This is a genomic window from Budvicia aquatica DSM 5075 = ATCC 35567 (genome assembly GCF_000427805.1).
Classification (GTDB): domain Bacteria; phylum Pseudomonadota; class Gammaproteobacteria; order Enterobacterales; family Enterobacteriaceae; genus Budvicia; species Budvicia aquatica.
Genome location: NZ_ATYS01000002.1, coordinates 135,890 through 159,115 on the forward strand (window position 1 = coordinate 135,890; position 23,226 = coordinate 159,115).

Below are 23,226 nucleotides of genomic sequence, written 5' to 3' on the forward strand. Positions count from 1 at the left end.
TTTGGTATTCCGTCAGTTGCGGCTATGCAGAAGCAAACTCGATGAGATTATCGTACTCATCCCTGTTACACCAGCGTTAAATCTTATCATCACCGTTAGGTGGTTGAATCGTTGGCGGGTATGATAATGCAATTTGTCGCTGACGGCATTGCCAATTGAGGATCATATGCAGTATTGGGGAAAAATCCTGGGTGTTATTTTGGCTCTGGTCTCCGGCGGAGGCTTTTGGGGCGTGGTTTTAGGGCTGTTTGTTGGCCATATGGTCGATAGAGTAAGAAGTCCGCGCAGAAGCGGTTTTTTTGCCAACCAGCAGACCCGGCAGGCACTTTTTTTCCGCACAACCTTTCAGGTTATGGGACATTTAACCAAATCCAAAGGGCGAGTAACGGAAGTCGATATTCAGAATGCCTCAATGATTATGGATCAAATGCAAATTCATGGTTCCCGCCGCAATGATGCCCAGCAGGCCTTTCGTGAAGGCAAGCAGACCGGGTACCCGCTGCGTGAAAAATTGAGAGAGCTGAGAACTATCTGCTTTGGCCGCGCCGATCTTATTCGGATGTTTTTAGAGATTCAGCTTCAGGCTGCGTTTGCCGATGGCGTACTGCATCCTAATGAGCGACAAGTGTTGTATGTTATTGGTGAGGAACTGGGCATTTCGCGGGCCCAGCTTGAACAGTTGCTAAGCATGATTGAAGGCGGCCGCCAATTTGGTCAATCCGGAGGATGGCACGGACAGCAGGGCGGGTATCGTTCAGCATCGGGCCCAACGTTGGCGGATGCCTGTAAGGTCTTAGGGGTTAAAACAACGGATGATGGCACCACCATTAAACGGGCTTACCGTAAGCTGATGACTGAACACCACCCGGATAAGCTGGTTGCTAAAGGCCTGCCACAAGAAATGATGGAAATGGCTAAACAGAAAGCGCAGGAAATTCAAGGGGCTTATGATTTGATTAAGCGAGAAAAAGGTTTTAAATAAGTTAGTTTTCTATGTTAGCTGAATAACGTGCATGATAAGGAGCTGTTGATGAAAGGGTGGTTAGTTGGCATTACCTCATTACTATTGTCTTCATTGGCTATAGCCGGGCCAGCAACGGTTAGCGAAGTTGTCTATAAACAGCAGGGGGAGTCATATAATCGGTATCGCTTACCTTGGGTCATTCAGAATGATAATCCAGCTTCAGCAAAACGCATTAATGACTTTATATTTAGCCGCTTTGCTCAGCAGCTTCCGGGAGCCGATCCTCAGGCAACGCTTAATCGCATAGGGCAACAGGGGATTGAACAAACCGCCAGCCTTGATTTTGAATTGGTCAATAATAAGAATAACATTCTGACCATCAATATCATCGCTGAAGGCTGTGGAGCTTATTGTGAAACTTACAGCAACTACACCAGCTTTGATTTAACGACCGGGGCCAATATCGACCTTGATGATATTATTTCTCCGCCAACGGTTACTCAGCTAAATCAACAGATAAAGTCTGATATTCGTCATCAAATTACCGCTTTTATTGAGGCTCAAAACAATCTCCCGTTAGAGCAGAAAGTGAAGGATGAAGGTGAAGTCGTTGACTATCAGCAGTTTTATGCCGATTGTTGGGCGATGACCATGGATGATGTCAGCTTTGTTAATAAGTTTTTCTTAGATAACGGGCAATTGGTTTTTAACAATGAACGCTGTAGTAACCATGCCAGCCGGGCTTTGGATGATTTAGGTGAGTTTACCAGTAAAATCCCTGTTTCCGAGCTGACCGGGAAGTTCACGCCATTTGGTCAAAATCTGATTATCGATCGAGCAAAGACAAGCGTTTCCCCACCCGCCAAGTTAAGTGGCCGTACTCTATACGGCACGTTGGGGAGCAAAACGCCGATCGTACTCAGCGTTAGCTGCTCGCATAACTATATTCACGGAGCCTACTTTTATGCCCAATATGGTGCGCCGATTGAGCTTAACGGTAAGTGCCAAAGTGACAGTAACCAGTCTTATACTATGACCACGGCCTCCGGCGATATTGCCGCTGAACAAATTGAGCTAAGGTTAAAAGACGGGATATATCAGGGAACTTGGTCATCTAATGGTAAGACCTTACCCCTAGTGATTGATTTGCCATAAACCGTTCAAAAACCACCAGACAAGCGAGTTAATCACGATGTTCAAGCGGCTATTTTTGTTGTTAGTACTGGTTTCATCCGGCGTGGCTGCTGCTCCTTTATTGGAGGATCCGGCTCTATTTTTGCAAAAAATTTATCGCTCTTACGCCTCTGGCTTTGATGCGGTACGGCTGGATGACAAAGGGGATAAGCAGATTTTGTCCGATGAATTTCTGCGCGTTGTCGAGCAAGACAGTGAATTAGCCAACGGGGAGATAGGATATCTGGGCTATGATCCTATTTGTCACTGTCAGGACTACCAGAACCTTGTTGTTGAAGATATCACAGTGATATCCAACGATAATCAGACATCACGGCTTCAGGTGATATTTCGCCCCTTTGCTGAAAGTACTAAGAAGGTCAGCCAAACTTTTCTCTTGAAAGCTAAAAATGGCGCTTGGCTTATTGATGATATCGTGACTGAGAATGGCAGCCTTCATCAGAATATGCTGAAAAGTAATCACGAAATAAGGCGAAATTCGCCGGTGCCTGAACGATGAATTAATCATAAAGGAGGCTAACGTGCTCATTGTATTTAGTGGCTTACCCGGAGTGGGTAAAAGTTCAATTGCCAAAGAGTTGGCGAAAAAGACGTCGGCAGTTTATTTACGTATTGATTCTGCTGAGCAGGCTATCCGTTGTTCTAACGTACTGCGTGATGACGTTGGCATTTCCGGCTATAGCGCCTGTTGTGCGTTGGCTAAAGACAATCTTTTATTAGGGCACTCAGTGATTGCTGACTGCGTAAATCCGGTTTGTTGGTCACGGGATACGTGGATGGCGGTGGCAACTGAGGCCGGAGTCGCCGGCTTAGAAGTTGAAATAATATGTTCGGATCTTGAGGAACACCGCCATCGGGTGGAATCGCGTAAGGTGGATATTCCGGGGCTGGTGCTGCCTGACTGGAAAAAAGTGACTGAAAACGAATATCAGCCATGGCAACGACCACGAATTATTGTGGATACGGCTGGAAAGACTCTCTGCTGCTGCGTTGATGAACTGCTACAGCATCTGCAAACCTGTGATTAACCTGCCAGCTTAACTAGAAGTCCGGCTCACAGCGAAAATGCATCGGCGTGCCAAAGGCAGGGTGAGTAATCATCAGCTCTTGCGCATGTAACTGAAGTCTGGGTGCCATCGCTTTAGCTTCAGGGTGAGCATAAAATCGATCCCCAAGAATAGGGTGTCCCATGGCTAACATATGGACTCTGAGTTGGTGAGACCGGCCTGTAATCGGCATCAACTTAACCCTGGTCGAACCATCATGGTCGCGGCTAAGTACCAGATATTCCGTTTGAGCACTCTTCCCGGTTTCATAACATACTTTCTGCTTCGGGCGGTTAGGCCAGTCGCAAATCAGCGGTAAATCAATCAGCCCTTCATCTTTCTCTAAATGGCCCCAGACCCGGGCAATATAAGATTTTTTAGGTTCACGCTCGCGAAACTGGCGCTTAAGTTCCCGCTCAGCGGGTTTATTTAACGCAACTGCAATAACGCCGCTGGTAGCCATATCTAATCGGTGTACAGATTCCGCCGCCGGAAAATCCCGCTGAACGCGCGCCATCACGCTGTCGTAATGCTCAGGTGCTTTTCCCGGAACGGACAGCAAATCGCTGGGCTTATTGACCACCATAATGTGCTCGTCCTGGTACAAAATGTATAGCCAAGGCTCGGTGGGGGGATTATAGGGTTCCATGGTGCTCTCCGGAGCCTCTCGGCTTGATTAACTCTTTTGGTCGCCATCCTGCAGAGGTATAGGATGGCGAGGTCAAAATAACGGCTTTGGCTAGCGATAACAACGCAGTCTGGACGTTATTTACTGATGTGTCACGACAATCAAGCGAAGTGCATCAAGCCTCCAGCTTGCCTGCTGCAGGCACTCCAGAATTTGATTGCGGTTATCTTCAATAGCTTCCAGCTCATCATCGCGAATTGACGGATTAACCGCTTTAAGCGCACTGAGCCGAGCCAATTCGGTCGTCAGCGTGGTGCTGGCTTCCTGCTTGGCAATATCAATAAGTGCCTGTGCCTGCTTAGCAACTTCAGTTTCACCCATGCGCAGCATCTCATGAATATCCGTCTGTATGGCATTCACCAGTTTACTTGAGGTGTGGCGATTGACAGCGCTTAGCTGGCGATTAAAGCTTTCGAATTCAACCTGAGAGGCGAGATTGGTCCCTTTACGATCGAGCATCAGTCGAATCGGCGTTGGCGGTAAGAAGCGGGTAAGCTGAAGATTCTTCGGGGCCTGAGCTTCAACCACGTAGATCAGTTCCATCAGCATGGTACCGACCGGCAGAGCCTTATTTTTCAGTAATGAAACCGCACAGCTTCCGGTGTCGCCCGACAGAATAAGATCTAAACCGTTGCGGACAATCGGGTGTTCCCAACTGATAAACTGCGCATCTTCACGCGACAGTGCTTTCTCTCGATCGAACGTAATGGTACAGCCATCCTGTGGAATGCCCGGGAAGTCCGGCACCAGCATATGGTCAGACGGCGTCAGAATCATCAGGTTATCGCTGTCATCTTCCTGATTAATACCGACAATATCGAACAGATTCAGCGTAAAGCCAATAAGATCAACATTATTATCCTGTTCTGAAATAACCCGAACCAGCTCCTGAGCCTGCTCACCACCGTTTGAATTCATTTCCAGCAGGCGGTCGCGGCCATTTTCAAGCTGAGCTTTTAACGCGTTATGCTGAGTCCGGCTACGTTGAATAAACTCATTGAACCCTTCCTGTTCTGATGGATTCGCCAGATAGGTCATCAGCTCATCTCGTACTGCGTCATATACTGGTCGACCGGTCGGGCAGGTATGTTCAAAAGCATCTAATCCTTCATGGAACCAGCGAATCAGAATCGCCTGTGCGGTATTTTCTAAATAAGGCACGATAATTTGAATATCATGGACCTGACCAATACGATCTAAACGGCCAATGCGCTGTTCTAACAGATCGGGATTAAACGGCAAATCAAACATCACCAGACGGCTGGCAAACTGGAAGTTACGACCTTCAGAACCAATCTCTGAGCATAACAATACCTGGGCACCGTTATCTTCAGTGGCAAAATAGGCGGCTGCGCGGTCGCGTTCGATAATAGACAGACCTTCATGGAACACCGCGGCGTGAATACCTTCACGCTCGCGCAGGGTTTGTTCCAGTTGCAGTGCCGTTGCGGCCTGAGCACAAATCACCAGCACTTTTTCGTGGCGATTCTGCTTCAGGTATTCCATCAGCCATTCGACGCGAGGATCGAAGTTTAACCAGCTAACGCCATCGCCTTCAAAGGCCTGAAATATTTGTTCCGGATAGAGCATGTCGTGGGCGCGCACTTCGACCGGCTTTTTGCTGTTCATCAGATTAGCCACTTTAAACGCGGTCTGATATTGAGCGGGCAAGGCCAGTTTAATTTGATGAAGATAGCGAATCGGGAAGCCTTTCACGCCCTGACGGGTATTTCTGAACAGAACGCGGCTGGTACCGTGTCGGTCCATCAGCATACTGACTAATTCAGTACGGGCTGATTCGCTCTCTTCAGTGTCCAGATTGGCCGCTTTGAGCAGCGGTTCAATATCCTGTTCGTTAATCAAATCACCCAGCAGATTCAGCGCGGTGTTATCCAATTTTTCTCCGCTGACCAGCAGGCTGACGGCATCGGCCACCGGGCGATATTTTTGCTGTTCGGCAACAAATTCCTGATAGTCATGAAAACGGCTGGGATCTAACAGACGTAAACGAGCAAAGTGGCTCTCTTGACCTAATTGCTCAGGCGTTGCCGTTAGCAATAATACGCTTGGGGTTTGCTCAGCCAACTGCTCGATAGACAGGTAGTTTTTGCTTGGTGCATCTTCGCTCCATGCCAGATGGTGGGCTTCATCCACCACCAGCATATCCCAGTTTGCATCCACTAAATCATCCAGACGCTGCCTGCTTTGGCAGACAAAGCTCAGCGAGCAGATAACCAACTGTTCGGTTTCAAACGGGTTACTGAAATCCATCCGAGCTTCGGCATAACGCTCTTCATCAAACAGCGAAAAATGGAGGTTAAAACGGCGGAGCATTTCAACCAGCCATTGATGCTGCAGGGTTTCAGGTACGACAATTAATACGCGTTCAACTCTGCCGGCTAACAGTTGCTGGTGAATAATCATACCGGCTTCAATTGTTTTACCTAATCCGACTTCATCGGCCAGCAGTACGCGGGGGGCATGACGATGCCCGACTTCATTTGCAATATGGAGCTGGTGCGGTATTAAGCTTGCGCGCACGCCGGTTAAGCCGCTCCACGGCATACGAAACTGTTCACTCTGGAATTTTCTGGCACGATAGCGCAGACAAAAGCGGTCCATGCGGTCTATTTGACCGGCAAACAGACGATCTTGCGGTTTACTGAAGGTCAGTTTGCTGTCGAGCATTACTTCGCGCAGGCTGACGTTATCTTCTTCGGTATCTAAGCGACGTCCGATATAGGTCAGAACACCGTTATTTTCTTGTATGTCTTCAACCAACAGTTGCCAGCCTTCATGGCTGGTGATGGTATCGCCGGGATTAAACATCACGCGGGTGATAGGAGAATCTTTTTGGGCGTACAGGCGATTTTCACCAATTGCCGGAAATAATAATGTTACGGTACGCGCATCCAATGCGACGACTGTTCCCAGTCCTAAATCACTTTCCGTGTCACTAATCCAGCGTTGGCCTAAGGTAAAGGACATATATTTATTGGCTTCTCATTGTTGCCACAGCAATAAAGACTGTCAAAACCGGCTATCACTTGGGGTGATTTCCGGGTAACGGTTAAAAGGTTATTGCTGTGGTAGTTCTAGAAATACAGACAAGGGCGTTATGGTAATGATCGCGCTCGGTTAAAACAACCCCATTTGACCGGTAATCAGTGAATCAAAGTTATCATGCATAAACGGAAGTATAGCATCGGCGATGGGCTCCAACTGGCGGGAGATATAATGTTGGTAGTCAATAGGGGATTGTAAATTTTCCAGCGGTTCAGGACCCTGTAAAGTGATCAAATAACGGATGGTTCCACCGTTTTGATATTGCAACGGACGCCCTTGCGAATGGTTGTATTCGTCGGCCATTTTAGCCGCCCTGGCATGGGGGGGAACATTACGCTGATATTCAGATAAACGGCGACGCAGGCGCTTGCTGTAAATCAGCAGTTGATCAAACTCGCCATCCAGCGTTTTTTGCACGTATTCACGAATAAAGTCCTGATAGGGCTGATTATGAAATATCCGGCTGTATAATTCCTGCTGGAAGCGTTGGGCCAAGGGGGTCCAGTCGGTACGTACGGTTTCCATCCCTTTATAGATCATTTCATCGCTGCCATCGGCTTGGGTGACTAATCCGGCATAACGCTTTTTACTGCCCTGTTCGGCCCCCCTGATGGTCGGCATTAAAAAACGCCGATAGTGGGCTTCGTATTCCAATTCAAGGGTACATTCCAGCCCCATTTCTTTTCGAAGAGAGGTTTTCCACCATTGATTCACGACACTGACTAAGGAGCGTCCAATCTCTTCTGCCTGGCTATCGCTGTGAGCCTGTTTTAGCCAGACAAAGGTTGAATCAGTATCGCCATAAATAACCTGATAGCCCTGTTCTTCAATCAGCTTTCTGGTCTGTAGCATGATCTCATGGCCGCGCAGAGTAATGGAAGATGCCAGCCGGGGATCAAAGAAGCGGCATCCGCTGGAGCCGAGAACGCCATAAAACGCGTTCATAATAATTTTCAGCGCCTGTGATAACGGCTTATTATTAGTGCGTTTAGCCTCTTCACGGCCTTGCCAGATCTGTTTCACAATGTCGGGCAGACAGTGCTGTGTGCGTGAGAAGCGGGCATTGCGAAAGCCGGCGACTGCCGTTGCATCCGTCTCTTTTAGCGTCCCTTCTATCAGACCTACCGGGTCAATCAAGAAGGTTCGAATAATCGAGGGGTACAGGCTTTTATAGTCCAGAACGACCACCGAATCATACAGGCCGGGGGTGGATGACATCACGTATCCGCCGGGGCTATGTTCTTCTGGCAGGGTACCTAAGTTCGGCGCGACGTAGCCGATACGGTGCATTTTAGGTAAATAAAGATGAGTAAATGCGGCAACTGAACCTCCGCTGCGGTCGGCCGCCAGACCGGTTACCGTGGCCCGTTCCAGCAAGAAGGTCATAAGCTGCGTTTTTTCAAAGATACGGGTAACCAGAATGCAGTCCATCAAATTATAATGGGCCAGAGCGGGCTTATCTTCAGCGAACATCCGGTTAATTTCAGCCATTCGGTCATAGGGGTTATCAATAGCTTTCCCTTCGTTCAGCAGCTCTCTGGCAACGTTTTCCAGACTGAAGGAAGGAAAGTTCCAAGTAGCGCTTTTTAGCGCTTCAATGCCATCAATAATTAACCTGCCGCTGGCTGATGCAAAAAAGTGCCCCTGTTTGAAACCGTGTTCCCGCCAGTCCAGCGGGCTTTTATCCCGGCCAAATGCGAGAGGGATCTGGTAACGTTCGGCATGTTTTTGTAACACTCTCAGATCGAACTGCACCAGATTCCAGCCGATAATGGCATCCGGATCGTGCTCTGCCAGCCATTGATTGAGCTTATGCAGCAGTAAAGGACGACTGGCAACGTACTCCAAATCAAAATCAATATTTTTAGAATCACCATTTTCCGGCCCCAGCATATAGACCTTACGTTGGCCGCAGCCGTACAGACCGATGGAGTAAAGTTCACCTTGAGCCGTGGTTTCGATATCCAGCGAAACCGACTTGAGGGTAGGGCGATAGTCCGGCGCGGCCTTAATTTGTGCGTTAATCAGACTGCCGTCAGGCCGCGCTTCTCCCTGAAACCAGATCGGGGCAGTAATAAAACGCTCCATCAGATAGCGTTCCGGCGGACGGATATCTGCTTCATATAGGGAGATTTCAGATTCGGTCAGGATTTTTTCAATACGTTGAATTTGGCGATACTGGCGACAGTAAAGGCCTTCAACCGGCCGGCAGCTGAAGTCTTGCATGGCCAGCGGACGCAGGCTCCAACCTCGCTCGTTTGATAACAGCGCGGTGACTCTGGCGTTATACATGGCGGGCACAAAGGCAACGGCCTGCTGTAGCGGTAAGCGAATTCGTTGAGGGCCACTGTCCGTTGCCAGCCAGTAGTCGATCTCAATGCCTGAAGGCGTATCCCGCCAGTGTCGGGTCAGGATAAAACCTTGTCGTGCTGAATTCACCGTATGTTTGCCTGCTGATTGACTATTGATTGCTTAGAATAATATTCAGTATGTATATCCATACAGGTGTTGTCTATTTTATTTTTTTGCGAAATGGTGGATTTTTGTTCTATCTTTAAATAAGAGAATAATTTTATTAAACATCATAAACACTTATAGTCTTGGGTATATTCCTCTTATCTTAATGATATTTATTAGGTTGAGGTATTAATCAGAAAAAGTCTGTCGCTTAGGGAATTGAGGTAGGCGTTTTTGAGCGCGCGGTATATTGCCTTATTTGCCCTGATATTGTTCTAAACCAGCAACACTTATAGGTTGTAAAGGATAGATATAATATGAAAATACAAATATGGTCTGATTTTTCTTGCCCGTTTTGCTATATCGGCAAACATCATCTTATGTCGGCGTTGGATGCCTTTTCTGGTCGGGAAAGCGTCGAAATTATTTTTCGCAGCTTTGAGCTGGATCCTAATGCTCCGGTTAGCGGCAATACTAATATTCATGCTCACCTGTCAGAAAAATATGACATGAGCCTACATGACGCAAGGGAGATGACCACGAGGATAACTCAGCAGGCTAAGCTGGCCGGGCTTGATTTCAATTTTGATTATCTGATTCCAGCCAATACGTTCGATGCACACCGTTTACTGCATTTTGCTTGTGACCAAGGCCTGAGTGAACCAATGGCCGAACGCTTATTTAAGGCCTATTTTACCGATTCAAATAATATTGCCGATAAAGGGATTTTAATCAGGCTGGCTACCGAGGTAGGTTTAGATCCCGAGCGGGTTAACGGTGTTTTATTTTCAGACCAGTATGCCGATAAGGTGCGGGCCGATGAGGCTTTTGTCAGACAGCTAAAAATTACTTCAGTGCCATTTTTTATTTTTGATAATAAGTATGCCGTTTCCGGAGCACAGCCGGTTTCTGCCTTTAGTGACGTACTGAATAAAGTACAGGAAGAGGCGGAAAGGCTTAACCAGATCGACAGTAAGCTTCGATATGAAGGGCCTTCATGTGCCGTGGATACCGGCGGGATATAGTACCAGCAGCTGCGCGGACTATCGCCCTAATGCGAGTTATATATCATATTGAGCAGCTATGCGGCCATCCCGTTTTTAACGGGATGGCCGGGAGAGTATTTAGGCATAATTAGCCTAATGACAACTTTCAGCCTTTTAAGCCATCCAACTCTTTTTTAGCCGTACTGAGTTCGACTTCAAGATCGGCTATATCTGATTTTTTCTCGGCAATTTTTTTGTCGTATTTAGCGACTTTCTTTTGATCGCCTTTAGCGCGGGCTTCCTGCTGCTCAGCCTCTATTTTGGTGATATCAGCCTGCTTCTCAGCAATTTTCTCTTGTAGCTTAGCCACTTTATCCTGAGCGTTTTCAACTAAACCCTCGGTGGTACAGTTTGCATTTAATTGCGACAGCGCAGTTTCAAGCCCGGCAACACGATTGGCATTATTGTGCGCTTTGGCCTGCGCAATTTGATTCTCAATTTCTGTACGCTTAGCAGAACAATCATTACCGGCAGCGCTGGCATAGCCTGCACTTAAAGTGAGTAATAGTGGTAATGCAATCGCGGTAGCCATTTTTTTCATGTTCATCGTATTTCCTTTGTCATTCATAAAATATATTTGTGATAAGCGATAGCTCAGGGTGAGCAGCGCTTTCTCCCTATGCACAATTAACACTTAATCATTGGGTGGGCATAATAACTCAACTCACTGCGGATTTATTCCTGATGCAAAACCCCTAAAATGCTGGCTGAGGCGCTTTTACCATCAAGTAAATCCTGCATCGGGCCGTTATAAGCAATATTACCTTCGACCACTAATAGCGTTCGCGGAGCAATACGCGCAGCATCGTCAAGGTTATGCGAGACCATAAGCAGCGTCAACTGTTGCTCATTACAAACATTTTCAACTAAATCTAACATGTCATAACGTAACGCCGGATCGAGCGCAGAAAAAGGTTCATCTAACAATAAGATAGGTTGATTTCTGACTAAACAACGGGCGAGGGCCGTTCTTTGCCGCTGGCCTCCGGAAAGTTGGGCCGGAAGGCGGTCTAAGTAATCTATCAGGCCGACACGCTGGCATATATCCCGTTTTTTTTGCTGCTGTTGGCGATTGAGCTTTAAACCCGGATTTAGCCCTAACCCGATATTTTGCTCAACGGTTAAATGAGCAAATAGGTTATTTTCCTGAAACAGCATCGATACCGGGCGTTGGGACGGGAGAGTATGGCTATGTTCAACGCCGTTTAATGTCAGTTCACCACTTTCAGGCATCACAAAACCGGCAATCAGATGGAGCAGGGTGCTTTTTCCTGCTCCGCTGGGGCCGAGAATAGCCACACGTTCCCCTGCCTTAATATTAAGATCAAAGCACATCGAAACCGGAGGATATAAGTAGCTCAGTTTATTCAGATTTATCATGGCGTCCGGGAAGTCGTTCAATCAGAGTAAATAGCAAAAAACAGAGTAATAGTAGCAGAAGCGAGGTCACCGCACCTGATTCGCTGCGATAGTTACCTAACTGCTGATAGAGATAATAAGGCAGGGTACGGAACTGCTCATTACCAAACAGAGCAATCACGCCAAAGTCACCAATAGACAATACGCTGGCAAAGGCCAGTGCCTGAGCTATCGGTCGCTTTAACGCTTTTAGTTCGATCCAGCGCAGGCGATTCCAGCCCGAAAGTCCTAAAGACTGGCTTAACAAAGAATATCGTTCTGCCAGATCGCGCATCGGATTTTCCAGCACTTTCAGAGCATAAGGGATCGCCATTAATGCATTGGTTACGATGACTATGCCATCAGCGGATTCCGGTAGTCCAACGCTGTGATTTAACAGCAGAAAGAATCCGGTAGCCAGAACAATGGCGGGCATCGCCAGAATAACCATGCCGCTCATCTCTATCCGGGATCCCCAGCGATTGTTGCGTAACCTGAGTTCCCGGCTACTCCATAACAGCATCATGGTTAACAGAATACTTAGCAGGCCAGAGCCTAACGCAATGCGCAGCGAGGTGCCTAATGCCCGCCAGACGGCAGATTGACTCAGGACGCTGATGACTGAGCTATTGATGCCATCAATAACGACGGCCAGCAGCGGAGGTAGCATCAGTATCAATGTAAAGCCAATCAGCAGGCTATCGACAATTTTTTCCCGTAGCGAATCCTGATTGTCCTGCCACTTTTGCCCGTATGTGTGACCAACCGGCAGGGACGGATTTAAGCGCTGGCTGAGCATCACTATAGCTAGACAACAACATAGTTGAATTAGGCCAAGCAGGGCAGCCCGCTGAGGATCAAAGTCGTAGTGCAAAGCCTGATAGATAGCGAGTTCGATGGTCGTTGCTTTAGGACCTCCGCCGAGGGAGAGCACTGTGGCGAAGCTGGCAAAGCACAGCATAAAAATGAGTGCCCCGGTAGGCAATATTTGTCGCCGAAGTGCCGGCCACTCAACAAAGCGAAAACGCTGTAAGGCATTCATGCCTAACTGAGCGGCCAACTGGCGCTGCTCAACGGCAATACCTTCTAAAGATTGCAGCAATAATCGGGTTGCCAGCGGCAGATTAAAAAACGCATGGGCCAGCAAAATGCCCTGAAGTCCATAAGGTGAGAAGTTATAGCGAATGCCAATGGAACTAAGGCACTTTGCCAGCCACCCTTGCTGGCCATAAACGCTGAGGATACCGAATACCGCAACTAAAACCGGCAAGACCAGCGTCATGGCACACAGGCGCAATAATAGGGTTCGTCCGAAAAAACGTCGGCGATAGAGTGCCCTGGCGACAAAAATAGCCGGTACCAGTGAGATAACCGCCGACAGAAAGGCCTGCCAAAATGTGAAACCCACCACGTGCCATAAATAGCTATCACTCAGCAGCGCTTTAATATCACCGGGCGGGGAATATATCCAAAGGGCAGCAAAGGCAAAAAAAGCAACGCTTAGGATCAGCGTTGCAGCGATGATGCCGGGCCACAGCCAATGAGGGATTACTGGCTGACGGCGCGTTGCCATGATTGAATCCATGCAGCTCGGTTGTCTGAAACTTCCTGTGGAGTGAATTCCAATGTATTGGTCGGTTTTACCGTTTGGGTAAATGCCTGCGGTAGCGGGATATCTATGACCGGATACATCCAGTTACTGGTTGGAATCTGTGACTGGAAGGCCGGAGTAGTAATAAACTTCATAAATTCAGCGGCCAACGTTGGCTGTTTACTTGAAGCCAATTGACCTGCCACTTCTACCTGCATGTAGTGGCCCTCACTGAAAGGTGCAGCAACATACTGATGCTTATTCTCTTCTATCACATGATAAGCCGGGGAAGTGGTATAACTGAGGACTAAATCGGCTTCCCCCTTCAGGAACAGGCCATAAGCATCGCTCCATCCTTTGGTGACGGTGACGGTTTTGTTTGCCAGCTTCTGCCAGGCTTCAGGCGCTTTATCCCCATAGACTTTTTGCATCCAAAGTAATAAGCCAAGTCCGGGAGTGCTGGTACGCGGATCCTGATAAATCACCTTCCAGGATTCCGGGCTTTCAATCAGCTCATGCAGGCTTTTAGGCGGGTTTTTTAGCGACTCATTATTGTAGACAAAGGCAAAATAACCATAGTCGTAAGGAATAAAGGTGGAATTGTTCCAGCCGCCCGGTAGTGTGAGTGAGCGAGTGGCTATATCAATATTATGTGGTACAAACAGGCCGGTTTTTTCCGCTGCGGTAAGCAGATTATTATCTAAACCTAATACCAGATCGGCACTGCTATTTTTGCCTTCCATGCGTAAACGGTTGAGCAGCGATACACCGTCAGCCAGCGCAACAAATTTTAGCTCGCACTCACATTGAGCTTCAAAAGCCTGTTTTATCTTTGGACCGGGACCCCAGTCAGAGGCAAAAGAGTCATAGGTATAGACGGTCAGGGTAGGTTTTGCACTAGCTGCATTAATCAGCATAGGTGACGTGATTAACACCAATACCACAGCAATGAATTGTTTAAACACTTTGCGCTCCTAAACAGTGGGCAAAGGTCTTTGAGCAGGTTGAATGTTCAACAAAGAACGGGAATACCGATCCTCAATCAGATTCACTCTCAAATCCCTTCGCCGGTATTAACCGGATCAGGTTCGACGGGTAAGGTTTATATAACATAAACACATTCTCAGCTTAGCAGCACCCCGTTGAGAAGGGGTCATTGTAGAGGCTATTAGAGATGTGGGGAAGTAGATTATTCGCCTGATCCAATCTCCCTGATAACGGTATGGAAATTATTTTATAGTCATGGACTGGTTTTATATTCTTCTGTAATTTAATTGATTCGGCATTGAGCGCTAGAGTATTTCAGGAGATCCATCATGAATCTGGTTATGCTTGTTTACCCACAGCTGACGCAGTTAGATCTTACCGGCCCGCTGGAGGTTTTTTCTCGTTTTAAACAGCTGACTGTTCATCTAGTATGGAAAACACTGGATCCGGTTGAGGATGCCGGCGGGTTAAGAATACTTCCCTCTGTCACTATGGCTGATTGTCCGCAGGCTGATATTTTATTTGTGCCGGGCGGGCCGGGACAGGTCACTCTGATGGAAGATGCCGACACACTGACGTTTCTGAAACAGCAGGCGGAGCAGGCTGACTATGTTACTTCAGTATGTACCGGGTCGTTGGTTCTGGCTGCTGCGGGGGTGCTGACAGGCTATCGGGCAACCTGCCACTGGCTTTCACTGAGCCAGCTGGCCTACTTTGGCATTGAGCCGGTTAATCAGCGAGTCGTCATCGATCGCAACCGGATTACCGGCGCAGGCGTTACTTCCGGCATTGATTTTGCCCTTACCCTGTGTGGCGAACTTTTCGGCGCTGAAAGTGCTAAGAAAGTTCAGCTGTCTCTGGAGTACGATCCTGCCCCGCCGTTTACCTGCGGATCTCCGGCTAAGGCTGAACCGGAGATTGTTGCTCAGGTTAGACAATCGACCCGTGCTTTTCAGCAGCACAGAGAGGCATTAGCTAAAAGAATTGCCGACGATATGGCCGGCTAACTACTTATAGACCAGTTATAGGCCAGCTAGCCGATTAACCTGTGCCAAAACAGCGACAGTGGAATGACAATCACTAAGGCCGGCAGGAAGTTAACCACGGCAAAGATCTTGATTTGGGCAATTCTTAGTCCGACGGCGACCATAATCAGGCCGCCACAGGCTGAGAAATCGCCCAGTGATACCTCGGTCATATAAGGCATAATTAATCGGGCAGATAAAAACAGCAGGGCCTGAATAATAAACTGGGGAATGGCGATAGACATGACGGCCGCCCCTAGCGAAATAGCGAAAATCAGGGCAGTAAAAATATCCAGAGCAGACTTTACTACCAGCAGTTGGTAATCACCGGTCATACCTTCGGTCAGTGAACCGACAATACCGGTGCCGCTGGCACAGAATAAAACGATAAGTGCGGTAAAATTCTGGTTGTAGAGTTCGGCCGATAAACCATGCTTACGTGGCGGAACAACCCGGGCCAGCGTGCGTTGAACAAAACCACCAAATTTTTGCACGCCATTTTCCATATAGCACAGCTCACCTATCGCTACGCCAAGGATTATCGCCAGTGCGACTACCGGAAGTTGCTGAACTTTAATAATTAAAGTAATGCCCATGGCAATAGAAACCATGGCAAAAGCGGAAGGTAAACCCTCCTGTAGGCGTTTTGGAATAAAGGGCGCAAGCAGTAAACCCAATCCACCACCAATCATAATGGCGGCACCGTTAATTAACGGACCTATCATCATTGTTCACCTTATTTGATCATTTATATGCAAGACCGGTAGGGGACGATAGTACCCATTCACACCGAAATTATCATGGCAGAAAGTGGCTTTTTATCGGGGGAATGTATTCGGGGGTTTGATTGGCAGGGAAGGCGCGGGTGAAATAAAAAAGTAAATAGTGATGCCATTATAATAATGGCATCACTAAATGCAAATTAGGCCAGAGAGCCAACGATATTCAGTTCGCTTTCATCCGGTACTTCGTTATAAGACAGCACGTGAAGGCCCGGGGCGAACAGGCGAGCATAGCGCGCCAGTAATGGTCTCAACTGCGGTGTTACTAGCAGAATAGGCTCACAGCCCTGTGCTTTCATATGCTCTTTGATCACCGGCATATTGGTCTGGAGTTGCGTTAGAATATTAGGATCGACCGGGAAGCTGTCCAACGCCACCTTGCTCGATTGTTGAGCCTGATTTAAGGAGCTAAGCAGCATGTTTTCCAGCGTATTGTCGATAGTATAGGTGGCCAGTTTTTTACGGTCCTGATTGAGCCCATAAACAATAGCGCGACGTAAGGCATAGCGAACGTCAGAAGCCAACAGAATAGGATCTTTGGTTACGCTTGAGCTTTCTAACAGCGTAGAGCTGATAGTTACAATATCTTTAAGTGAAACCTGTTCCACCAATAGCTGACGATAAATGCGCAGTAACTGGCTAAAGTTAAGGGCAGAGGATAAGTCTTCAGCCAGCTTAGGTGCAATCGATGACAGGCGTTCGTGCAGGTGAGTGATGTCATCATAATTAAACAGATCCGGCAAACACTGGCGGGCCACTTTATTGACGTGAGTTGCTACCACGCTGGCGCAGTCAACAACCTGATAGCCCAGGTTTAATGCCTTAGGCTTTTGTTCCGGAGTAATCCAAGTAACCGGCATGCCATAAGCCGGATCGTTATCTAACACACCGTCAATCTCGCCATAGGTTTCTGTTGACGGGATCGCCATCAGTTTATCGGCATGAACTTCGCCGGTAGCAACCTTAACGCTATTAATATGAATAGCGTATTGCGCCGGCTTAAGGCGGAAATTCTCGCGGATTCGAACTTCAGGCAGTAATACGCCGCAGGTTTCAGAAATTACCTGGCGTACCCCGCGTATCCGCTGAGTCAACGGATTGCCTTTAGATTGATCGACCAGCGTCACCAGTTTATAACCCAAGTTCAGGCCAATAGGCTCAACCACCGGAATAGTATCCCAGCTTACCGTTTGGGCGGTATCTTCAACCATGGCACTGCTGACTGCCGCAATATCTTCTTCCGGCGCCGGCTTTTCTATCGCTTTACTTCTCTTCCAGGCGACAAAGACCAGTACGCCGGTAAAGGTAAGGAAGGCCATATGAGGCATGCCCGGAACAATGGCCAGAATAAACATAACCAAAGCGGCGGTATACAGTAAGGTTGGTGATGCCAAAAGTTGAGATTTGATCTCATCAGACATATCGCCGCTGTCGCTGACGCGGGTAACAATAATAGCCGCCGCAGTTGACAGTAACAGCGACGGAATCTGGCCTACCAGGCCGTCACCGATGGTTAACAGAACATATTGTTCAAATGCGGTGCTGGCATCTAAATTATGTTTAAAGATACCAATTAAAATACCACCGATGACGTTGATCACCAGAATCATGATGCCGGCGATAGCATCACCACGAACGAACTTAGAGGCTCCGTCCATTGCACCATAGAAATCGGCTTCGTTAGAAACGTCTTTACGGCGGATTCTTGCCTGATCCTGATTAATTAGTCCGGCATTTAAATCAGCATCGATCGCCATTTGCTTGCCCGGTAGGGCATCAAGCGTAAAGCGAGCCGATACTTCTGAAATCCGCTCGGCACCTTTAGTCACAACCACAAAGTTGATGATCATCAGAATGACGAACACCACGAAGCCGACGACAAAGTTACCACCGATAACAACCTGACCAAAGGCTTCGATAACCTTACCGGCTGCGCCGACCCCTTCATGACCGTTAAGTAATACCACTCGGGTTGATGCCACGTTTAGGGTTAAACGCATCAGCGTGGTGATCAGCAATATGGTCGGGAAAATGGCGAAGTCCAGCGGTCGCTTACTGTTGACGCTGACTAATAACACCAAAATAGCTAAGACGATATTAAAGGTAAAGAGTACGTCCAGCACGATTGGAGGTAGTGGCAGAATAACCATTGCCAATACGCACAGCAGCAAAATTGGCACGCCAATATGTCCTGCTCTTAGCGTTGAAAATACGCCTTTTAAGGAAAACTTACTCATACTGCTTCAATACCTCATTGGGGATAGATATTTGGGTGTTTAATTTAGGTTTATCAGCCGCCTGGCCTGCCCGCCATGATTTCAGTTGCAATACGTAAGTCAGTACGTAGGCAATGGCGCGGTAAAGCTGTGCCGGAATCTGTTGGTTAATGCGCGTAGTGTGATAAATCGCCCGGGCTAACGGGGGCAATTCAACAATTTCAATCTGATTTGCTCGGGCGACTTCTCGTATATAGAGCGCCACTTCATCAACGCCTTTAGCCACCACATAAGGGGCCATCGCTTTATCCGGCGCATATTTTAATGCCACGGCAAAGTGCGTCGGGTTGGTAATAATAACGTCGGCACCGGGCACGGTTTTGTTAATCTGGCCCATAGCAAACTGGCGCTGCAGCTGACGAATTCGGCCTTTAACCTCTGGCTTACCTTCACTATTTTTGTATTCTTCTTTAACTTCCTGCTTGGTCATTTTCATTTTTTTAGTAAACAGGTGCTTACTTAAAGGAATATCAATAAAGGCAAATACGGCGATGGTGATAATAAAATAGACCATGATGCTGTAGTAATCGCCCAATCCCTTTTTGATTGCGTCATTAAGGTGTAGCCCCTGAAGCAGCATCATCTCGCCGATAGAACCGCGGATCATGACATATAGCAGGTAAAGTAAAACGCCACACTTGACTAACATTTTCAGAACGTCGGTCAAATGGCTGGCTGAAACTAATCGCTTAATCCCGCTGATAGGATTGAGTTTTTTAAAGTCCGGAATTAATTTATTAGGGGTAAATAACCAGCCGCCCGGTACCAGCGTGGCAATAAAACACGCCACCGGAATGGGAACCAAGGTGGCTAAAAATTTAATAATGATCATGACGTTAGTCATTAGAAATAGCGCCATTGCCTCATTGTCATCCAGCTTACCGGCCATAACGCCCACCGCCTCAAATGACTCTTCAACCAGCTTGCCGTAATACGGGAAGAAGCTGCTGATGGTCATCAAAGAGACGACCAGGCCCGCAGCCATCGTGACGTCTTTTGAACGGGGGATATCCCCTTTATTTCTCGCCTTACGCAGTTTCCCTGCGGTAGGTTTTTCCGACTTTTCGCCGCTGCTGCTTTGCCCTGACATTACTGAACCCTCAGCTTATCGAGTTGATCCAACACCGTATTAGTGAGATTTAGATAATGGTCTGGAATGTTAGTAGACAGCAGCATCAGACACAGTAATCCAAACAGCATGCTGATAGGAAAACCCAGCGAAAACAGATTAAGCGTCGGCGATACGCGGTTAAGCAGGCCAAAGACACCCTGAACAATTAACATAATCAGTGTGGTTGGCAACGCCAGTAACACCGCTGACGAGATAACCCAGCCCAGTCCTAGCCCCAGCGTTTTCAGCGACAGGTCGTTAATTGCCTGACCGATAGGCCAATAGCTAAAACCTTTAAATAAAATAGTGATAAACAGCAGGTGTCCGTCCATTGATAAAAACAGCAGGGCGGTAAATATAAAAATCAGCTGAGAGATCACCGTTGTCGACGCGCCGCTGCCCGGATCGTTCATCACAGCCATACCCAGACCCATATTAAAAGAAAGAATATGGCCGGCAGTTTGCAGCGCAACAAACACCAACTGCACTAGGGAACCAAAAATCAGCCCCCATAGAATTTGTTCGCTGATTAATAACAGGCTACGTACAGAGATCAGGTCATTAAGCACGACGTTGCTGGCAATCATCGGTGTCATCACGATGGATAAAAACATGGCCAGACAGACTTTGGCCTTAACCGGAAATGAGCTCTGATCGAAAATAGGGCAAAAATGGAAAAACGATAAGATACGCACAAACGGAAGCCAAATGGCTAACATAGGTGTAATCAATGCGTTAATATCGATGCCCATACTGCGTTATCCTATGTAACCGGCGGCTTGATGGAACATATCAACCGTAAAGTCAGTCAACTTGAGCCACATCCATTTTCCGCCAAAGATTAATACCACCAGCGTCATAACCAAACGCGGTAAAAAGCTTAGCGTTTGTTCATTAATTTGAGTTGCAGCCTGAAAAATACTGACGCACAGGCCGACCAGCAGGCTAGGTATAATGGCCACGGCGCAGATAATTAATATTAAATAAATACCGCGTGAAACAATGTCTGAAGCTAGATCAATCGTCATCATAGCTACATGCCCTGTATGCTTGAGGTGAGTGTGCCTACCGTTAATGCCCATCCGTCACATAACACGAACAGCATTAATTTAAACGGTAGCGAAACAATCAGCGGTGATAGCATCATCATACCCATCGCCATCAGTACGCTGGCGACGATCATATCGATAACTAAGAAGGGGATATAAATCATAAACCCTATCTGGAATGCTGTTTTCAGCTCACTGAGCACAAATGCCGGAATAATAATGGTCAGATCCTGATCTTTCGCTTCGCCAGTGGCTTTAGCGATATCCATTATTTGTTCAATGGCTTTAGTGCTGGTTTGTGCCAGCATAAATTGCTTTAACGGTGATGATGCGTTACTTAGCGCCTGATTCAGGGTGATCTCATCATTCTGAAAAGGTTCCAGCGCAGTGGTATATACCTGATCCCATACCGGGCGCATAACTAATAGGGTTAACGCCAGTGCTATACCGGTTAAGATCTTATTGGGCGGGCTTTGCTGCAGGCCTAAGGCTTGACGCAGAATAGCCAGCACAATAATAAAACGGGTAAAACAGGTCATCATCAAAACCATGATTGGCAGTAGGCCAAGCAGGGTCATCAGAATTAAAATCTGAATCTTGACGTTAAACTCTTGCCCGTTCTCGGTGGTATTGCTGGTAAACAGCGTCAGATCTCCACCGGCAGCTAAAAGCTTTGGCGAGAACAGCACTGCGATAAGCAGCGATAACAATATCAACCCTAACCGGAGACGGTTTTGACGTAACAATGGTCGGGGAAAAGCCTCCACCAGTGAGGCTGATGCTGTGGATATCATAGTGTCAGATCGCCCAGATTTTTGTTGTTGAACTCAATAATGCGTAAACCATATTTGTCGTTAAGTACCACGACTTCTGCTTTACCAAACAGGATGCCGTTGACTTTAATATCCAAAGGCTCACCGGCGAGTTTATCCAGTTCAATCACTGAATCTCCGGAGATAGACATCAGCTCTGCCAGTGAGATTTCCACTGAGGCAACTTCCAGCGTCATGGTGACCGGGATTCGGCTGAACAGAGACATATTGCGTTTCTTTTCAGTCTGTGCGGCATCCATCGTGGCCGGAGCTGCGGCGGCTAATAGTGAATCTTCATCTGATGCGAGCATGTCATCATCGAGATTGAAGTTAAAATCTAAGTCGTTATGGCTGTCGTCGTGATTATCAATCATGTTTTGTCTCGTTGATATTTTCGTTAAATTCAGAAAAGAATAATTTTCCCCGGTCTTCGGCAATCACAGCGTTAAACAGCTGTTCTTTTCCGACCAGTAGCGGGAAGCGGTTAGGGAGTGACACCGGTACGATATCTCCGGCTTTTAATGTCATGAGTTCAGCGACGGTGAGCTGAGAACTTGAAAGACGACCAACCAGGCGAATCGGCAAACAGTTAATCATGCGTTCAAACTGTTCACCAGAGAGGCTTTCAGTCTCTTTACGCTCGTTTTCATTTGGATTACGCAGCGTCGCGAGTAAGCGATCGACATGCTGGTTATCAAGAAGAATATGGAATTTACCTTCGCCATAACCTTCTAGCGAAAGCGTGATTTTATATGACCATTTATTAATAATGGAGGAGTAGTCGTTCTTGATCTCCAATTCCTGACCAAAAATACCGGGATGCAGAACCAGAGATGACAACTCCAGGCCTAGTTTATTTTTAAGACGTTCTTCTGTTTTTGTTACCGGTGTTTGAACATCCGGGTGTATCTGGACGTTATCTTTACCTAATCCATAATAATCATTAAGGATATGTAGCAATAGCATCCGGTCTATATCAAATGCGATATTGCCGTAGGGGGTAGTAAATATTTGAGCGTGCTTATGCTCACAGTCCATTTGGAAGTTAATATCATCAAGCGCAACGTTGACACGATATTTTTTCAGAAAATAGGTGCTAATCTTTGCATCTAAAATATCAAAGTTGCCGGTGAATATTTTAGGGACCTTATGATAAGGTCGACCTAATTTATTCACTTCCAACGTCATTATCTTAGGCAAGTTATGAATATGAAAAATTCTACTCTTCTGCCGTTTATTTAGCATCTCTGTATCCAATTGCTCGTTGCGCCATCACCTGCTTAAATTCGTATCAATTACTGAATTCTTCACGGCAGTAGCAGAGTTCACCTGAGCTTTTATAGTGTGTTAAAAGTCAAATATAAAAATTTTCAAGAAAAAGCGAAAAAAGATTTAAGTTTTAAAACTTGTGTGCCGCTTCTCTTGTGTAACGAAGATAATGGAAGAGAGTACCATGACTTCGCCCTTATTTATAAGTGTTGCAATTAGACTCTCTGTTTGGTCTCTAATCAATGGTTAGGGACTTATTAATCAATTATTAATTTCCGGATAAAAATATTATTTATTTATTAATTATATGATAAATAAAGATTTATTTTTTAATATTCAAATAAAGCGATACAACAAGATTTAGATCCGTATACTGCCAACAATATTTAATTAAAGAGTTGCTGACGAGCATTGAGCGCATCATTTTATAATGCTTCGAAATTGAAAAGAATAAGTTAATGAAAA

General features: G+C 46.9%; 21 protein-coding genes and 1 riboswitch. Of the genes, 6 read left to right on the forward strand and 15 right to left on the reverse strand.

From position 1 onward, the window contains the following. The first annotated feature begins 166 nt into the window (after positions 1–166). From djlA to YWE_RS0102270, 4 genes are read left to right on the forward strand one after another with little or no spacing between them, the layout of a single operon-like run. Positions 167–982, forward strand: a complete 816-nt coding sequence (gene djlA / locus YWE_RS0102255) for a co-chaperone DjlA (protein ID WP_029093045.1) — start codon at positions 167–169, stop codon at positions 980–982. Between the two features lie 48 nt (positions 983–1,030). Beyond that, complete coding sequence (locus YWE_RS0102260) at positions 1,031–2,119, forward strand: hypothetical protein (protein WP_029093046.1); 1,089 nt, start codon at positions 1,031–1,033, stop codon at positions 2,117–2,119. A gap of 37 nt (positions 2,120–2,156) precedes the next feature. Continuing rightward, the gene (locus YWE_RS0102265; RefSeq protein WP_029093047.1) at positions 2,157–2,657 is read left to right on the forward strand and encodes a DUF3828 domain-containing protein; all 501 of its coding nucleotides are present in this window, start codon (positions 2,157–2,159) and stop codon (positions 2,655–2,657) included. 22 nt (positions 2,658–2,679) lie between these two features. Beyond that, complete coding sequence (locus YWE_RS0102270; protein WP_029093048.1) at positions 2,680–3,186, forward strand: P-loop nucleotide/nucleoside kinase family protein; 507 nt, start codon at positions 2,680–2,682, stop codon at positions 3,184–3,186. A 13-nt stretch (positions 3,187–3,199) separates the two neighbouring features. Here YWE_RS0102270 and rluA read toward each other — a convergent pair whose 3' ends face one another. From rluA to YWE_RS0102285, 3 genes are all read right to left on the reverse strand, one after another. Continuing rightward, positions 3,200–3,853 carry a bifunctional tRNA pseudouridine(32) synthase/23S rRNA pseudouridine(746) synthase RluA gene (rluA, locus tag YWE_RS0102275; protein WP_029093049.1) on the reverse strand — a complete coding sequence of 218 codons (654 nt, stop codon included), beginning with the start codon at positions 3,851–3,853 and terminating at the stop codon, positions 3,200–3,202. Positions 3,854–3,973: 120 nt separating this feature from the next. Beyond that, a complete protein-coding gene (gene rapA, locus YWE_RS0102280) occupies positions 3,974–6,880 on the reverse strand; it encodes an RNA polymerase-associated protein RapA (RefSeq protein WP_029093050.1) in 2,907 nt (968 codons plus the stop codon). 150 nt (positions 6,881–7,030) lie between these two features. Continuing rightward, on the reverse strand, positions 7,031–9,397 hold the full coding sequence (locus YWE_RS0102285; RefSeq protein ID WP_029093051.1) for a DNA polymerase II: 2,367 nt from the start codon (positions 9,395–9,397) through the stop codon (positions 7,031–7,033). Positions 9,398–9,732: 335 nt separating this feature from the next. Here YWE_RS0102285 and YWE_RS0102290 point away from each other — a divergent pair, with 335 nt between their 5' ends. Next, positions 9,733–10,440, forward strand: coding sequence for a DsbA family oxidoreductase (locus tag YWE_RS0102290; protein ID WP_029093052.1), 708 nt, complete (start codon positions 9,733–9,735; stop codon positions 10,438–10,440). Positions 10,441–10,567: 127 nt separating this feature from the next. Here the strand turns inward: YWE_RS0102290 and YWE_RS0102295 are convergent, their stop codons facing one another. From YWE_RS0102295 to thiB, 4 genes are all read right to left on the reverse strand, one after another. Next, positions 10,568–11,008, reverse strand: coding sequence for a DUF1090 domain-containing protein (locus YWE_RS0102295; RefSeq protein WP_051323143.1), 441 nt, complete (start codon positions 11,006–11,008; stop codon positions 10,568–10,570). Between the two features lie 128 nt (positions 11,009–11,136). Then, the gene (thiQ, locus tag YWE_RS0102300; protein ID WP_029093054.1) at positions 11,137–11,841 is read right to left on the reverse strand and encodes a thiamine ABC transporter ATP-binding protein ThiQ; all 705 of its coding nucleotides are present in this window, start codon (positions 11,839–11,841) and stop codon (positions 11,137–11,139) included. Then, positions 11,825–13,432 carry a thiamine/thiamine pyrophosphate ABC transporter permease ThiP gene (thiP, locus tag YWE_RS0102305; protein WP_029093055.1) on the reverse strand — a complete coding sequence of 536 codons (1,608 nt, stop codon included), beginning with the start codon at positions 13,430–13,432 and terminating at the stop codon, positions 11,825–11,827. Before thiP ends, thiQ begins: the two co-directional genes overlap by 17 nt. Further along, positions 13,408–14,367, reverse strand: a complete 960-nt coding sequence (gene thiB, locus YWE_RS0102310; RefSeq protein WP_051323160.1) for a thiamine ABC transporter substrate binding subunit — start codon at positions 14,365–14,367, stop codon at positions 13,408–13,410. The genes thiP and thiB overlap by 25 nt, the downstream gene beginning before the upstream one ends. A 124-nt stretch (positions 14,368–14,491) precedes the next feature. Then, a riboswitch (TPP riboswitch) is annotated at positions 14,492–14,602 on the reverse strand. Between the two features lie 164 nt (positions 14,603–14,766). Between thiB and YWE_RS0102315 the strand changes: the two genes are divergently transcribed. Further along, positions 14,767–15,444, forward strand: coding sequence for a DJ-1/PfpI family protein (locus YWE_RS0102315; protein WP_036014779.1), 678 nt, complete (start codon positions 14,767–14,769; stop codon positions 15,442–15,444). A gap of 26 nt (positions 15,445–15,470) precedes the next feature. Here YWE_RS0102315 and YWE_RS0102320 read toward each other — a convergent pair whose 3' ends face one another. From YWE_RS0102320 to YWE_RS0102355, 8 genes are all read right to left on the reverse strand, one after another. Continuing rightward, positions 15,471–16,187, reverse strand: coding sequence for a DUF554 domain-containing protein (locus YWE_RS0102320; protein WP_029093058.1), 717 nt, complete (start codon positions 16,185–16,187; stop codon positions 15,471–15,473). 197 nt (positions 16,188–16,384) lie between these two features. Beyond that, entirely contained in the window at positions 16,385–18,481 is a 2,097-nt protein-coding gene (gene flhA, locus YWE_RS0102325) for a flagellar biosynthesis protein FlhA (protein ID WP_029093059.1), read from the reverse strand. Continuing rightward, positions 18,474–19,610 (reverse strand): flagellar biosynthesis protein FlhB, encoded by a 1,137-nt coding sequence (gene flhB, locus YWE_RS0102330; RefSeq protein ID WP_029093060.1) that lies wholly within the window; start codon positions 19,608–19,610, stop codon positions 18,474–18,476. The genes flhA and flhB overlap by 8 nt, the downstream gene beginning before the upstream one ends. Then, entirely contained in the window at positions 19,610–20,383 is a 774-nt protein-coding gene (fliR, locus tag YWE_RS0102335) for a flagellar biosynthetic protein FliR (RefSeq protein WP_029093061.1), read from the reverse strand. Before fliR ends, flhB begins: the two co-directional genes overlap by 1 nt. Before the next feature lie 6 nt (positions 20,384–20,389). After that, positions 20,390–20,662: a flagellar biosynthesis protein FliQ gene (gene fliQ / locus YWE_RS0102340; protein WP_029093062.1), complete on the reverse strand. Its 273-nt coding sequence runs from the start codon at positions 20,660–20,662 to the stop codon at positions 20,390–20,392. Positions 20,663–20,664: 2 nt separating this feature from the next. Beyond that, positions 20,665–21,474 carry a flagellar type III secretion system pore protein FliP gene (gene fliP, locus YWE_RS0102345; RefSeq protein ID WP_084166943.1) on the reverse strand — a complete coding sequence of 270 codons (810 nt, stop codon included), beginning with the start codon at positions 21,472–21,474 and terminating at the stop codon, positions 20,665–20,667. Then, the gene (gene fliN / locus YWE_RS0102350) at positions 21,471–21,866 is read right to left on the reverse strand and encodes a flagellar motor switch protein FliN (RefSeq protein ID WP_029093064.1); all 396 of its coding nucleotides are present in this window, start codon (positions 21,864–21,866) and stop codon (positions 21,471–21,473) included. Before fliN ends, fliP begins: the two co-directional genes overlap by 4 nt. Next, the gene (locus tag YWE_RS0102355) at positions 21,859–22,737 is read right to left on the reverse strand and encodes a FliM/FliN family flagellar motor switch protein (RefSeq protein ID WP_029093065.1); all 879 of its coding nucleotides are present in this window, start codon (positions 22,735–22,737) and stop codon (positions 21,859–21,861) included. Before YWE_RS0102355 ends, fliN begins: the two co-directional genes overlap by 8 nt. Positions 22,738–23,226: the final 489 nt, after the last annotated feature.